This window comes from Leisingera sp. ABM4_060, assembly GCF_056158765.1.
Genome location: NZ_JBSWTX010000001.1, coordinates 108,960 through 123,219, shown reverse-complemented (window position 1 = coordinate 123,219; position 14,260 = coordinate 108,960). Strand labels below are relative to the sequence as shown.

Annotated in this window: 11 protein-coding genes; 1 reads left to right on the top strand and 10 read right to left on the bottom strand. The window is 64.8% G+C overall.

Features of this window, described 5'->3' with window-relative positions; genetic code table 11:
* Positions 1-5: 5 nt before the first annotated feature.
* The 5 genes from ACXAEH_RS00520 to ACXAEH_RS00500 form a co-directional block, all read right to left on the bottom strand.
* On the bottom strand, positions 6-722 hold the full coding sequence (locus ACXAEH_RS00520) for a heme-copper oxidase subunit III family protein (protein WP_475030547.1): 717 nt from the start codon (positions 720-722) through the stop codon (positions 6-8).
* Positions 723-734: 12 nt separating this feature from the next.
* Positions 735-1,433, bottom strand: coding sequence for a cytochrome c oxidase subunit 3 (locus ACXAEH_RS00515; protein WP_475030546.1), 699 nt, complete (start codon positions 1,431-1,433; stop codon positions 735-737).
* A complete protein-coding gene (locus ACXAEH_RS00510) occupies positions 1,430-3,202 on the bottom strand; it encodes a cytochrome c oxidase subunit I (RefSeq protein WP_475030545.1) in 1,773 nt (590 codons plus the stop codon). The genes ACXAEH_RS00515 and ACXAEH_RS00510 overlap by 4 nt, the downstream gene beginning before the upstream one ends.
* A gap of 108 nt (positions 3,203-3,310) precedes the next feature.
* Positions 3,311-4,144 carry a cytochrome c oxidase subunit II gene (locus ACXAEH_RS00505; RefSeq protein ID WP_475030544.1) on the bottom strand — a complete coding sequence of 278 codons (834 nt, stop codon included), beginning with the start codon at positions 4,142-4,144 and terminating at the stop codon, positions 3,311-3,313.
* 216 nt (positions 4,145-4,360) lie between these two features.
* Complete coding sequence (locus ACXAEH_RS00500; protein WP_475030543.1) at positions 4,361-6,826, bottom strand: CoA transferase; 2,466 nt, start codon at positions 6,824-6,826, stop codon at positions 4,361-4,363.
* 108 nt (positions 6,827-6,934) lie between these two features.
* Here ACXAEH_RS00500 and ACXAEH_RS00495 point away from each other — a divergent pair, with 108 nt between their 5' ends.
* Entirely contained in the window at positions 6,935-7,840 is a 906-nt protein-coding gene (locus tag ACXAEH_RS00495; RefSeq protein WP_475030542.1) for a LysR family transcriptional regulator, read from the top strand.
* Between the two features lie 67 nt (positions 7,841-7,907).
* Here ACXAEH_RS00495 and ACXAEH_RS00490 read toward each other — a convergent pair whose 3' ends face one another.
* From ACXAEH_RS00490 to ACXAEH_RS00470, 5 genes are all read right to left on the bottom strand, one after another.
* On the bottom strand, positions 7,908-9,737 hold the full coding sequence (locus ACXAEH_RS00490) for a BCCT family transporter (RefSeq protein ID WP_475030541.1): 1,830 nt from the start codon (positions 9,735-9,737) through the stop codon (positions 7,908-7,910).
* 76 nt (positions 9,738-9,813) lie between these two features.
* A complete protein-coding gene (locus ACXAEH_RS00485; protein ID WP_475030540.1) occupies positions 9,814-10,824 on the bottom strand; it encodes an Ldh family oxidoreductase in 1,011 nt (336 codons plus the stop codon).
* A 12-nt stretch (positions 10,825-10,836) separates the two neighbouring features.
* Positions 10,837-11,466, bottom strand: coding sequence for a DUF3726 domain-containing protein (locus ACXAEH_RS00480; protein WP_475030539.1), 630 nt, complete (start codon positions 11,464-11,466; stop codon positions 10,837-10,839).
* Positions 11,463-13,151 (bottom strand): hypothetical protein, encoded by a 1,689-nt coding sequence (locus ACXAEH_RS00475; protein WP_475030538.1) that lies wholly within the window; start codon positions 13,149-13,151, stop codon positions 11,463-11,465. The genes ACXAEH_RS00480 and ACXAEH_RS00475 overlap by 4 nt, the downstream gene beginning before the upstream one ends.
* 3 nt (positions 13,152-13,154) lie before the next feature.
* The gene (locus ACXAEH_RS00470) at positions 13,155-14,138 is read right to left on the bottom strand and encodes a membrane dipeptidase (RefSeq protein ID WP_475030537.1); all 984 of its coding nucleotides are present in this window, start codon (positions 14,136-14,138) and stop codon (positions 13,155-13,157) included.
* Positions 14,139-14,260 lie beyond the last annotated feature (122 nt).

The following is a 14,260-nucleotide window of genomic DNA, read 5'->3' as shown; positions in this document are numbered from 1 at the left end:
GGCCCCTACCACAGATAGAAGAATGCAAAGATGAAGACCCAGACCAGGTCGACGAAGTGCCAGTAGAGCCCCATGATCTCCACCGCCTCGTAATCGCCGTTGCCCGCCGACATCCAGCTGCGCTGGTCACGGTCAAACTCGCCGCGCCAGACCTTGAGCGCGACGATGATCAGGAAGATCACCCCGATGGTCACATGGGTGCCGTGAAAGCCGGTGATCATGAAGAAACTGGCGCCGAATTGCTCTGCCCCCCAGGGGTTGCCCCAGGGGCGCACGCCCTCGGAGATCAGCTTGGACCATTCAAAGGCCTGCATGCCGACGAAAGCCGCCCCCAGCGCGGCGGTGGCCAGCATCAAAAGCGCAGTGGCCTTGCGCGCCTTGCGGTAGGCGCAGTTCACCGCCATCGCCATGGTGCCGGAGGAGGTGATCAGCACAAAGGTCATGATGGCGATCAGAATCAACGGCAGGTTGGCACCGCCGATATGCAGGGCAAAGACCTCGCTGGCGTTGGGCCATTCCACGGTGGTGGAGCTGCGGGCGGTCAGATAGGCGACCAGGAAACAGGCAAAGATGAATGTGTCGCTGAGGAGCAGGATCCACATCATCGCCTTGCCCCAGGAGACCTTCTTGAACACCCGCTGGTCAGAGCCCCAGTCGGCGGCAAAGCCGCTGTGCCCCTGCTGCAGCAGCGTCTGGTCCTGGCCTTGGTACTTGCCTTCCATCTCTCCCCTCCCTTATCCCACGGCGGCGCGGCACAGCGCCAGAAAGGCGTTGCCCCAGCCCTGCAGCAGCGCAAACAGCATCAGCCAAAAGGCCAAGAGCCCGTGCCAGTAGAGCGCGCAGAGCCGCACGCCCGGCAGCAGCGCCTTGACGTCCCCTGCCCCGGCGTGGCGCAGCGCCACCCATGCCAGCGCGACGATGCCGCCCAGCATGTGCAGACCGTGCAGGCCGGTGATCAGATAGAAAAAGCTCGCCGCCGGGGTGCCGCTCAGCCGGTAGCCGCCCGCAGTCAGTTCAATCCACACCTGCGCCTGCCCGGCCAGAAAGGCCAGTGTGGCGATGCTGGCGGCGATCAGGCTGGCCTTCAGCCAGCGCGCGGTCCCGGCACGGGCAGAGGTCACCACGAATTGCAGGAAAACACTCGCCAGCAGCAACAGCGCCGTGTTCAGCCAGACCCGGCCGGGCAGCGGCACCAGCTCCCACGGTGTTTCCTCGATCTGCATGACAAAGGCGCTGCCCAGCATCGCGAACAGCCCGCCGACCACCGCCAGGAACACCGCGACAAAGATGATCCCCGGCGCCTTGCCCGGGCCGTGGCCTGCCAGCGGCGCAATGCCGGTTTCCAGCCAGGGCTTGGAGGCCAGGTGCTGCTGCGACAGCCACAGGCCCGCGGCCAGGGCGACCAGCGCCAGGAAGGCGAGGATGACCGTCACAGCCGTGTGTCCTCGCTGTTTGAGACCCAGGGGTCGTTCTGGGCAATGTAATCTTCGGGTGCGCCGGGCACGCTGTAGTCATAGGCCCAGCGGTAGACATTGGGCAGCTCCTCCCAATTGCCGTGCCTTGGCGGGGTTTCCGGCGTCTGCCACTCCAGCGATGTTGCGCGCCAGGGGTTGCCGCCGGACGCGCGCCCGTGGCGCAGGCTCCAGAAGATGTTGAACAGGAACAGCACCTGCACCGCGCCGACAATCAGCGCCGCGGAGGAGATGAAGGCGTTGAGGCCGTCCACCGGGGCGGTGAGGAAATCGGGCTCGCCAATCTCGAAGTAGCGGCGCGGCACGCCGACCAGGCCGACGTAGTGCATCGGGAAGAACACCGCATAGGCGCCGATGAAGGTGACCCAGAAATGGATCTGGCCCATCGCCTCGTTCAGCATCCGGCCGGTCATCTTGGGGTACCAGTGATAGATCGCGCCAAAGATCACCATGATCGGTGCGACGCCCATGACCATGTGGAAATGGGCAACCACGAACATAGTATCGCTGAGCGGCACATCGACCACCACATTGCCCAGGAACAGCCCCGTCAGCCCGCCGTTCACAAAGGTCACGATGAACCCCAGCGCAAACAGCATCGGGATTGTCAGATGGATGTCGCCCTTCCATAAGGTCAGCACCCAATTATAGACTTTGATCGCGGTCGGGATGGCGATGATCAGCGTGGTGGTGGCAAAGAAGAAGCCGAACCAGGGATGCATGCCCGAGACATACATATGGTGCGCCCAGACGATGAAGCTGAGGGCACCGATGATGACGATGGCCCAGACCATCATCCGGTAGCCGAAGACGTTCTTGCGCGCATGCACCGCAATCAGGTCCGAGACGATGCCAAAGGCAGGCAGCGCCACGATATAGACCTCGGGGTGGCCGAAGAACCAGAACAGATGCTGGAAAGCAATTGGACTGCCGCCGCCGTAGCTGAGCTTTTCGCCCAGCTCGACCAGGGTTGGCATAAAAAACGAGGTGCCCAGAAGCCGGTCAAACAGCATCATTACGCAAGCCACGAACAGCGCCGGGAAGGCCAAGAGCGCCATGACGGTTGCGGTGAAGATGCCCCAGACCGTCAGCGGCAGCCGCATCATCGTCATGCCGCGGGTCCGGGCCTGCAGCACGGTGACGGCATAGTTCAGCCCGCCCATGGTGAAGCCGATGATGAACAGGATGAGCGAGACCAGCATCAGGATGATGCCGCTTTGCGCACCTCCGGGCGTGCCGGAAAGGACGGCTTGCGGCGGGTACAGCGTCCAGCCGGCACCAGTGGGGCCGCCGGGAACAAAAAAGCTGGCAACCAGCACGAGGACAGCCAGCAGGTAGACCCAGTAGCTGAGCATATTAACGAAGGGGAACACCATGTCGCGGGCGCCGACCATCAGCGGGATCAGGTAGTTGCCGAAGCCGCCCAGGAAGATCGCGGTCAAGAGATAGATCACCATGATCATCCCATGCATGGTGACAAACTGGTAATAGGCCTCTGGCGTGATGAAGTCGAAAGTGCCGGGAAAGCCCAGCTGCAGCCGCATCAGCCAGGACATCACCAGGGCCACCAGGCCGATGGCCACGGCGGTGCCGGAATACTGGATGGCGATGTATTTGGCGTCCTGCGAGAAGACATATTTGCCGATCCAGCTGTGCGCGTGCGGCGGCATCACATCTGCCACCTCGCGCGGCGGCAGATTGCTGTCGTGGTCAGGCAGGGTGTCGGTCATTACAGGACTCCATCCAACTCCGATGTATCGCCCGGCCGATAGGCCGGGCAGCGCCCGGCCCTCCCCATGGGAGGGCGCTTCACGCCCACCCAGGCTCGGGCACTGCCCTCAGCGTCTCGCGAGCCTGGTTTCGGCCCCGGTTTCAGAACTCGCTTTGGCGTATTCCTCAAACGTCAGCTGCTCCTGCAGCCACTCCTGGTATTCCTCTGCCTCGACCACGGTCACATAGCCGCGCATGAAGGGATGGGCGGTGCCGCAGTATTCCGCACACAGCACTTCGAACGCGCCGGTGCGGGTCGGGGTGAACCAGATGTAGGTGACCATGCCCGGCACCATGTCCATCTTGGCGCGGAACTCGGGCACGTAGAAATTGTGCAGCACATCGATCGAGCGCAGCAGCAGCTTTACCGGCTGGTCCACCGGCAGATAGACCTCGCCTCCTTCGATGATGAGGTCGTCCTTGCCGAAACGGTCATGCGGGTTGACGCCCAATGGGTTTTCGCCATCCACCCATTCTGCATCCGCGGTGCCCAGAACCCCGTCTTCGCCGGGCAGACGGTAGGCCCAGCTCCACTGCTGGCCGAAGACTTCGAGTTCTGTAGCCTCCTCCGGCACGGTGACGAACTGGTGCCAGACAAACAGCCCGGGCACCAGCATCGCCGCCACGCCCAGGGCAGTTACGCCGGTCAGCCACCACTCCAGCCGTTTGTTTTCCGGATCGAATTCCGCCCGGTGCCCGGGCCGGTGCCGGTATTTCAGCACGCAATAGGCCATGAACAGGACGACCGCCGCAAATACGGCGCCGGTGATCCAGAAGGTTATGACCAGCGTGTTGTCGATATAGTCCCAATTCGACGCGATCGGCGTCCACCACCATGGGCTCAGCAGATGGAACGCGACAGATCCCGCCACGATCAGCACAAGCACGACCGCAATCAGCATCCCGCCCCCTTTCCCCACCGCCCGGGCACTCCCACGCCCAGGCTGCAGGTTCATTCGGCATGAGAGGGCAGTATATTACGGTTTCACATTTCAATCCAGAAACCGGAAGTTGTACGCCTTTTGCGGCGGCAAATTGCCAATTTCCCGCATTTCCGGCCAGGACAAAGGGGCGCCCGGCCAAAGCGCCCCTGCTTTCTTGCAGCCAGAGGTCCCGGCTTATTCGGGCATGTATTTCTCCGACCAGCTGAGGCCCGCGGCGCCGCTGGCGATCATCGCGTCGGCCTGAACTGCGGAATAGCCCAACCGCGCCAGGATCGCCCGCGTGCTCTCGCCGTATTTCGGCGCCGGGCCGGGAATGGTGATGCGGCCTGCCTGCGGGCGCACCGCATTGGGCGCCACCAGATCGCACCAGCGGCCCATCGGGTGCCGGTCGTGGCGGATCACCCGGAAGGTGGCCTCGGACAGGTCGATCCCCCCTTCGCTTTCCAATTGCAGCGCCGCGTCGCGGGTTTCATGCAGCGAGGACAGCGGCACCGCGGTGGCAGAACTGCCGGCAAAGGCGGCGCGCCAATGGGTCAGCGGCTGGGTGGCAAAACGTTCATACAGCGCGTCGTGCAATTGCCCTTCCGGCAGCGCGGCCAGGTCCGCCAGCTCCGGCACCCGCGCCAGTGCCGCGCCGCGCTCGGTTGGGGCGGCGAAGAAGAACCAGGCATCCGCAGCCTGATAGCAGTGGTAGAACGGTCCCCAGCCCAGCGCCTCGCGGCCCGAGGGTTCGTCAAAGGGCACCCGGTCCTCGTGGTCATACATGAATTGCGCCTGGATCAGGTTGCCGGCGCCTGCCAGCGAGGCGCGCGCCACGCCGCCTTTGCCGGTTTCCCTGAGCCGCAGCAGCGCGCCGCCCAGGGCGACACAGGCGCAGAAGCCGGTCAGCACGTCGATGGTGCCGAAATGGGCATGCTCCTCGGGCGTCTCCATGCCGCCGCCAAAGCGCACCATCACGCCGGTTGCCGCCTGCGCCAGGTCGTCATAGCCGAGGTGATCCGATTTCGGGCCCCGCATGGGGCCGCCGAAGGCATCGAGCTGCACCAGGATCAGGCGGGGATTGATTTCGGCCAGCCGGTCCGGTGACAGGCCCAGCTTGTCGCGCTGCTCATCGGTGCCGTTCATGGTGATCACATCGGCGTCAGAGATCAGCCGTGCCAGCGCCTCCTGGCCTTCCTCGCTGCGCAGGTTCAGCAGGATGCTCTCCTTGCCGCGCTGCGCGTGGATGCCGAAGACGACGGTGTTCCAGGGGTCCACCGACGGCTCCACCGCCTGCACCAGCGTCACCTCGGCGCCGTAGCGCGCCAGGGTCGAGCCGATGGTCGGACCGGCGATCACATTGGTGAGGTCGACGACCTTGAGCCCGTCGAGCCAGCCCCTGCCCTCCCAGCCGCCGGAACCGCCGCGTTCAGGCTCCGCCAGGAGTGCCGCCAGATCGGCCTCCACAGCGCTGGACTTCTGCGCCGCACCCTCGTCGCCGGACAGCCAGGCCACATTGCCCATCTGCCGCATGGGCCCGTGTCTGGCGTCCTCCACCTGCAGGATCAGGCCAGAGGCCAGGGCGTGCGGGTCATGCAGCCATTCTTTGGTGAAACGCTGCGCCGTGGCGGGGGCTTTGGCGGTGCCGAACAGCGCCTCCCACTCATGCGAGGGTTTGGTCAGAAAGGCCTGTTTCATCGCCGTGGAGACACGTTCGCGGTCGGACGGCCCCACCGGGTAGTTGCGCATCGACCACTCGGCGGGCCAGTCCTTGGTGTCGAGATAGGCGGAGAAATCCGGCAGTTCATCGGCCAGCGCTTTCAGCCCCAGGGTCTCCAGCACCCGGCGCGGGTGGGTGGCGACCGAGCCGCTCACCACATAGAAACCGCGTCCGTCGGCACAGGTATAGGTTCGGTAGAACGGGTCGAGGAACTCCGACAATTCCTCAAACGCCAGGTTCATCGGCAAGCCTTCGGCTGCGCGGCGGTCCAGCTCCACCTCGCGGGGGGATTTGTAACGCTCGGGATAGTGCTCGATCTGCTCGCAATTATAGACCAGCCCCTCTAGCAGCGCGGCCGCCAGCGGCACCTCGATATGGTCGCCGCCGTTCTGTTCCCGGGCGTTCAGCGCGAACAGCACCGACATTGCACCAAAGCTGGCGCCATAGGCCGAGGCCAGGGTCAGCGGCGAGAACGAGGGGTTGATGCCCATGAGGCGACGGTTCAGCCCCATGTCGGTGAACTGGCCGGTGTACGCGGCAATCACCGCCTCCCACGCGGGCAGGTCCGCGAGTTCCGCATCGGTGGAGGCAAAGCCCGGCAGCGACAGGTACACCAGCTGATCATTGGCAGCGCGCAGCACCTGCGGTCCGAGGCCGAGGCGGTCCATCACGCCGGGGCGGAAGTTCTCGATCACCACGTCGGCACGTTTGGCAAGCGCGATGGCGGTGGCGCGGCCCTCGTCCGATTTCAGGTCCAGTTCCAGCGTCTGCTTGCCCCGCGACAGCATGTCGAAGGCCGGGCCGTCAAAGCCGGTGCCGCCGGGCGGGGTGATGCGGATCACCTCGGCGCCCATGTCGGCCAGCATCATGCCCGTCAGGGGGCCGGCCAGGTAATGGCCGAAGTCAAGAACGCGAATGTGGGAGAGAGGGCGCTGCGGCATGGGGTGGTCTCGCCTGTTGTCCGTTGAAAGGGTAAGTCCGGCCCAGATTATCTTTGCACCCGCCAATATCCACTGGTCAAAACCGCATGGCCTCCCTAACATTTCCTGATGGAACGCTCGATACGCCCCACTGCCGGATCGCTGAATGCCCTTTTGGTGCTGGAGGTGGCGGTGCGCCATGCCAGCCTGTCGCGTGCCGCGGCGGAGCTGGGGCTTAGCCAGCCTGCGGTCTCGCGCCATATCAAGGCGCTGGAAGACCGGCTGCGCCAGCCGCTGTTTGAGCGCAACAACAACCGGATCACCCCCACCGCCAATGCCGCCCGGCTGGCCGATGCCATTGCGCTGGGGCTGGGCCATGTGGATCAGACATGGACCGAAATTCTCGCGGCTCCGGACACCGGCGAAGTCACGCTGGCCTGCACCTTTGGCTTTGCCGACCAATGGCTGATGCCGCGGTACTCGGACCTGCGCGCTTACCTGGATGGCAACAGGGTGCGGGTGGTGACCACCGACCAGCTGGGCGATATCGACCTCTCCCAGCTGGACGCTGCGGTGGTCTGGGATCCGTCCCGGATGCCCGACCGCCCCTATTTTCCGCTGATCCCGGCTGAAGCGTTCCCCATCTGCAGCCCCGGCTTCCTTGAGGCGCATCCCGAAGCAGCCACAGATATCTCGCAATTGCCGCCGGAGCTGTTTTTGCATTTCGACCCGGGCTTCCTGACCTGGCAAAGCTGGTTTGAACAGGCGGGCCTTGCGCCGCCGCAATTCGGCACGGCAGCCGAATTTGACGCCTACCCGTTCCTGCTGCAATCGGTGCGCCGCGGCGAAGGCATCGGCCTGGGATGGACCGGCATTGTCGACAATGCGCTGGCCTGCGGCGAGATCGTGCGGCTGGGGCCGACGGTGTCGGACCGCGCCCACAGCTATTTCCTGCAGCACCGGATGCCGGGCAGCAGCGGCAGCGCGCTGGAGCGGATGCTGAAATGGTTCAAGCTGGAGGCCCAGGTCGGCTAGGCGGAACGGAAGAGGGCCGGAGGATGTCTCCTCCGGCCCTTTTTGTGCTTTTGCTGCCAAGCTGGCTTTATTCGGCAGGTGCGCCTTCTGCGGCCTTCTCACGCTGACCGTCGCGGAACAGCGCCTTGGCCAGCGACACGCACATCAGGCCCATGACCATGGTGAAGGGCAGCGCGCCGATGATCATCGCGCTTTTCAGCGCTTCCATCGGATCGGCGCCGCCGTTCTGCTTGCCTGCGAACAGCAGGGTGCCGATCACCGCGGTCAGGATCAGGCCCCAAACGATCTTGTGCTTGTTGCCGATGTTCTGGTCGCCGCCGGACATGATGGTGTTCATCACCAGGATGCCGGAGTCCGCCGAGGTGACCAGGAAGGTCATGATCAGCACCACGCACATGATGGTGATGCCGGACAGCAGGCCGCCGTCGATCATGCTTTGCAGGGTCACGAACAGCTTGGCGGTGTTGGAGGCGCCGATGATGGCACCCTCGGCCGCGCCGTTCAGTTCCAGGTCGATGGCGGTGCCGCCCAGGATGGTCATCCAAGCAAAGCAGACCAGCGCCGGTGCGAACACACAGCCGATGATGAACTCACGCACCGAGCGGCCGCGCGAGATGCGCGCCAGGAACAGACCCACGAAGGGCGAGAACGCGATCCACCAGGCCCAGTAGAAGGTGGTCCAGCCTGCCTGCCAGCCGAACTGGCGCTGTGCTTCACCGGCTGCGTAGGATGCTGCCAGAACGTCGTCGGACAGGGCAGCCGCTTCGCCTTCGAGGCCGGACTTGAAGCCGTCGAAGGAACCCCAGGCGTTGGTTGCACCGCCGCGCAGGGCGTCGGCATAAGGTGCTGCTTCCGCCGGAAGCGCTGCTGCGAAGTCAGCCGCCGATTGCGGGCCGTAGGCGCCGAAGCTCAGCGAGGTGAAGTGCAGGATGTAGTCCACGAGTGCCGAAGCGTAGGAGCTCATGGCGAACGCAAAGGAACCGAACACCACGAAGGTCAGCAGCAGGATGATCGACAGAACCAGGTTCAGGTTCGACAGATACTTCACGCCGCGGCCCACGCCGGAGACAGCCGAGATGATCGACAGGCCCATGATCGCAAACAGGCCGGCCAGCAGGCCAACGGTGCCCGGTGCAGGCGCGTCGCCGCTCATGTCCATCATCCATTCCATGCCGGTGATGGCATAGACGCCGTCAACGAACTGGGAAACCCCAAAGCCGATGGTCACGGAGACGCCCAGGATGGTGGCAACAACACCCAGCACGTCAACGACGTGGCCCAGGAAGCCGTTCATCAGCTTGCCGAACAGCGGCGTCAGCGCGGTGCGGATGGTCAGCGGCATGTCGCGGGTATAGGCGTAGTAGGCCAGCGACAGGCCGGTCACCACGTAGATCGCCCAGGCGTGAAAGCCGTAGTGCAGGAACGTGTAGCGGAAGCCCGACTGCACGGCTTCTTCGGTGTTGGGCGCAACATCCTGCGCCAGCACCACCGGGTTGGAGCCCCAGAGGCCCAGCGGTTCAGCGGTTGCAAAGACCATCAGGCCAACGCCCAGGCCGGCGCCGAACATCATCGAGAACCAGGAGAAATCCGAGAACTCCTTGCCCTGGCCCGGGCCACCCATGATCCGCTTACCGGTTTGCGGCAAGGCTGCGACCACAAACAGGAAAAAGGCGAAGAAGCCGACGATGATGATGTAGAAGGCGTTGAAATCCTCCAGGATCCGCCAGTTCAGGCTGCCCAGCACGCCGGTGGCGTTTGCCGGCCAGACCAGCGCCCAGAGAACCAGCGCAACCATGATCCCCTTGCTGAGCAAGGCAATCTCCAGGCTGTGCCCTTGATAAAACCCGCTTGGAGACGTCTTGATCTCCAAGTCGGTAAACGGTTGTTTTACTGACATGCGTTTCCTCCCATTCGCACGTGCCGCACCGGGGTGCGGGATTTCCGGCGGTCTTGCGGAACCGCCGGGGTTGGCGTCAGCCCAGCAGGGCCTTGATCTTTTGCAGCGTTGCCGCGTTGACCGCGACGCCCTCTTCACGGGCCAGCAAGCGCTTTGCCCGCCGCCCGTCTCCGGGCAGATGTGCGCCGGCCTGGCCGCGCACCGCTTCCACGATCCCGGCCAATCCGGCACCAAAAGCGTCATTTGATGTCGCTGACGGGTCGATTGCGATGAACATTTGGCCGGTTTTCGGCGGGCCGCCTGCCGTGCCCGAGAAGGGCGAGGCGTTGATGCCGAGGGTTGCGCCGGTCAGCGCGGCGGCCAGGACTTCGGTCAGCAGCGCAACGCCCACACCCTTGTAGCCGCCCGAAGGCGCCATCGAGCCCTTGAGGCCCGCATCCGGGTCGGTGGTCGGGTTGCCGTCGGCATCCAGCGCCCAGCCCAGCGGGATTTCCTTGCCCTCGCGGGCGTGTTTCATCACTTCGCTTTTGGCGATGGTGCTGGCGCTCTGGTCGATCAGCAGTTCCGGCTCGCCGTCTTCGCCGGGCACTGCGATCGAGAACGGATTGGTGCCAACCACCGGTTTCTTGCCGCCCGAGGGCGCGATCGAGGCCGGTGCGTTGGTGAAGCCCAGGCCGACCAGCCCGGCACGCGCCAGGCGGGCGGTGTGATAGCCCAGAACACCGCAGTTATAGCTGTTGCGGATGGCCAGAACCGCGATGCCCTGCTCGCGGGCGGCGGGGATCAGCGCCTCAAAGCCCTGGTCGATGGCGGAATGGGCAAAGCCGGTGGCAGCATCCACCGCCACCACGCCGGGACGCGGGCGTGCCAGTGCCGGAACCGCCTGCCCGTCCACCTTGCCGCATTGCACATGCTCGGCATAGATCGGGATATAGGCCAGGCCGTGGCTGGCGACGCCATCCGCCTCGGTCGCCGCAGTGGCAACCGCCAGCGGCCGGGCGTTGGCCTCGGAGGTGCCGGCAGCGACCAGGGCGCGGAAGGCGATATCCTCGATCTCGGCGAGGGACAGGGTTTTGGTTTCGGTCATATCGGGGCCTCTTCAGTCGTTGTCGGACAGACCGGCACCCGCGCCGAGACGGCGCGACTCCTCGGTCGCCGGAGCGTAGGTTTTATGGGCAAAACGGTTGAGCACGGCCCAGGCCGCCTCATCCGGTTCCGCGCGGGTGTGGAGCGGGCGGGCGGCGGTCACGCTGCCTGCTGCACGGACGGTCAGGCTGGCAGCGGCCTCCGCAAGGGTGCCTTCGATCTGCAGCGCGCTGCCATCGGTCACCGCCTGGAACCCCTCGCCCTCTACCGCGACGCAGGTGCCAAGCCGGCGTGCAGCCAGGGCCGCAAAGGGCAGGATCATTGCAGGCTGTGCAACCGGCCCCATGGATTGCGGTGCCTCTTGCAGGCGCCCGGCACAATCCGACAGCGCAGCGCCGGTGGCCAGCGGGCAGAGCGGCGCGTCAGCCGTCCAACCGCCTTGCAGGCTGTGCGGCGCGTGGGCCGTCAGCTCAGCGGCAAAGCCCGCGTCCAGCAGCCCGGCCAGCACCGCAGCACCGTCCAGCCCCTGCGCGCAGAGCCAGCGGGTGGCCTTGGCGGCTTCCTCAGCCAGGCCCCAATCGTATCCGGCCCCGCGCGCGGCGCGTTTGGCGGTGGCTTCCACTTCGTTCAGCGCATAGCTCATTGGTCTGCCTCCGGGTACACCCACAGGTCCGCATTGGCGGTGGTCAGATCGTCGGGGTAAGGCGCGCCCGCATACATGCAGATCCGCACCCAGCGGTCCGAGCGCGGGTCGAAATGGGTGGCGCCGAAGAACGAGAGTTTCGCCCGCAGCATGTCGATCGGCAGCACCCGGTCGCTGATGGTGTTGCTGCGGATTTCGCCGTAAGGCGCCACTTGGCTCATCTGCGCCCGGCGCACGGTGTGGCGGTGTTCCGGGTGGCGCAGCAGGAAGGCTGCAACGGGTTCATCCCCGTCCCAGTCCGCCAGCGCCGCGTGCGCCAAGGCAGCATCGCGGGCCGGGGCCAGCGGCTGCTCATATTCTGAGATGGGCTCTTCAAAGCGTTCGCCCATGCGGGGTTCCAGCTTCTCTTCGGAGACATACCAGGCGCGGGCACAGTTTTCGCGCTCCGCCCAGTCCAGATCCAGCGCCCAGGCAAAGCTGCCCTCGATCAGTTGCCGCACCTGTGCAACAGGCATTGCGCCGTCGATGATGAAGGCATCTTTGTTGGCATCGGCCATGCAGTCAGCGAGATCGTCGACCAGCCCCGCATAAGGTTCCAGGATCAGCGAGGCCGCCAGTTCCTGGCCCTCCAGGCTCAGCTCGGCCTCGCTCCAGCGGATCAGCCGGTCCCAGGGGTGATCGTTCAGCAGATCATCTGTGGCGACCCAGGCCGCCAGCGCCTCAAGGTCCTTGTGCAGGCTTGCCAGCTTCTCGATCTGCACCGGATGTTCGGAACGCCAGCGCGCAGCCGACAATTCACTCCGCCGCAGCATCCGGCGGAAGCAGGCTGCTTCGTCAGCCGATGCGGTTTCGACCGAACGCACCCGGGCAATCGCTTCTTCGCGGGCCATGATCCAGTTGTTGAACAGCACCGGGTGGTTGACGATGTAAGGCGCCATGCCAAGGCCGGTGGAATTGCCGATGCCCAGCCGCCGCGCGGTTTCCGGCGCCAGCGGCACGGCATTATCGCCGCCCTTGGCACGGGCCATGTACTCGACCAAATCGCGGACAAAGGCGCGGGTCAGGAAGACAGAGAGCATTTCGGCCTGGAACGGCGCGTTCAGCTCTTCGCGGCCGGCAATCACCTCGCGGTCTGCGGCGCCCAGCTTGCCTGAGCCATAGACGGCGGTGGTGCGCATCAGATAGCCGACAGCCTCCACTTGTTCCGGGTCCGGCTGCCGGCCCTGCGACAGCGCGTCGACAAAATGCGCCCAGAGACGCACAGAACGGTTGGCGCGGGAGACGGACAGGGATTTCTCGTTGACCCGGCCTGCCTCCTGGTACGGCACATTTTGCGAGAGCCGCTCAATATCCGCATCCGTGGGCACCCCGTCAAACAGGGTAAAGGTCGCATCCCAAGCCGTGGCAATCACCCGGTCCGAGCGCATTTCCGGCGGCAGGTCGTGGGCGAAGGCAATCAGGGAATAGGTCCGCGCAGGGCCGGTGGCGGTATAGACTGCCACGCCGACGCCCTTGGCATCAATATCGAACTTGGGCCGCGCAAAGCTCCAGTTTTCCCGGGCCATGCGCCGTGTCAGCACCCGCATGAAGCTGAGGCGGCACTGATGCAAGGAACCGAGCCGGCTGAGGCGCATCACCTGCGCCGGATCCCGTCGTGATATTGTTGTCTGCGCGGATGTTTCCATGACCTATCCCTTTGGGCCAAAGTTTTCGGCAAAGAACCGGTACCAGTTCCTGCCCATGATGCCGCTGACCTCGTCATCGTTCATGCCCGTCGCGCGAAGGCCCTCTTCGATGTTTCCAAAGTCGCGGTTGTCCTTGAACCAGCTTGGCATTTCCGGGAAACCCGGAGCGGCGGCCGATCCTTCGCCGTAATCGATTTCCTTGCTCCAGCGGCCGACGCGCATCCATTCCACGACGCTGTCGGGCTGGTCCTGGCAGAGGTCGGTGCCGATGCCGAGGTGCTGCACGCCGTATTTGTCGGCAGTGCGGGCAATCATCTCGCAGAAGCTTTGCAGGGTGCAGGCGCCCTTGTCCTTGAGGTGGTGCGGATAGACCGAGAAGCCCAGCATGCCGCCATGGCCGGTCACCGCGCGGATCACATCGTCCTTCTTGTTGCGCAGCGCGGGCGACCATTCATGCGGGTTGGCATGGGTGATGGCGATGGGGCGGGTGGAAATCTCCGCCGCCTCGATGGTGGAGCGGTCGGCGGAGTGGCTCATGTCCACCACCAAGCCCACCCGGTTCATTTCCTTGATCACCTGGCGCCCCATGCGGGTGATGCCGGGGTCCTCGGCCTCGTAACACCCCGTGGCCAGCAGCGACTGGTTGTTGTAGGTGAGCTGCATGAAACGCGCACCCAGGCTGTGCAGGATCTCGACCAGGCCGATGTCATCCTCCATCGGCGAGGGGTTCTGGAAACCGAAGAACACCGCGGTGCGCCCCGTTTCGCGGGCCTTGTCGATGTCAGAGGCCCACTGCCCCTTCATGATCAGGTCCGGGTACTGCTCGAACCAGCGGTTCCACTTCTCGAAGTTCAGAACCGTCTCGCGGAAGTTTTCGTGATAGGCGATGGTGACATGGATCGCGTCCACGTTGCCCTCACGCAGCTGGCGGAAGATCTTTTCCGACCAGTTGGCATATTGCAGGCAGTCGATACGGTATCCGGTCATTCATGCACCTCGGTTTTCAAATCCAGCGCCCGGCCTCTTTCAGGCAAGGGGCAAGTGGCGCCCGCCCCGGGGGAGAGGCAGGACGGGCGCTTCGGTAAACTGGCAGGCCGGCTGCACGGCGC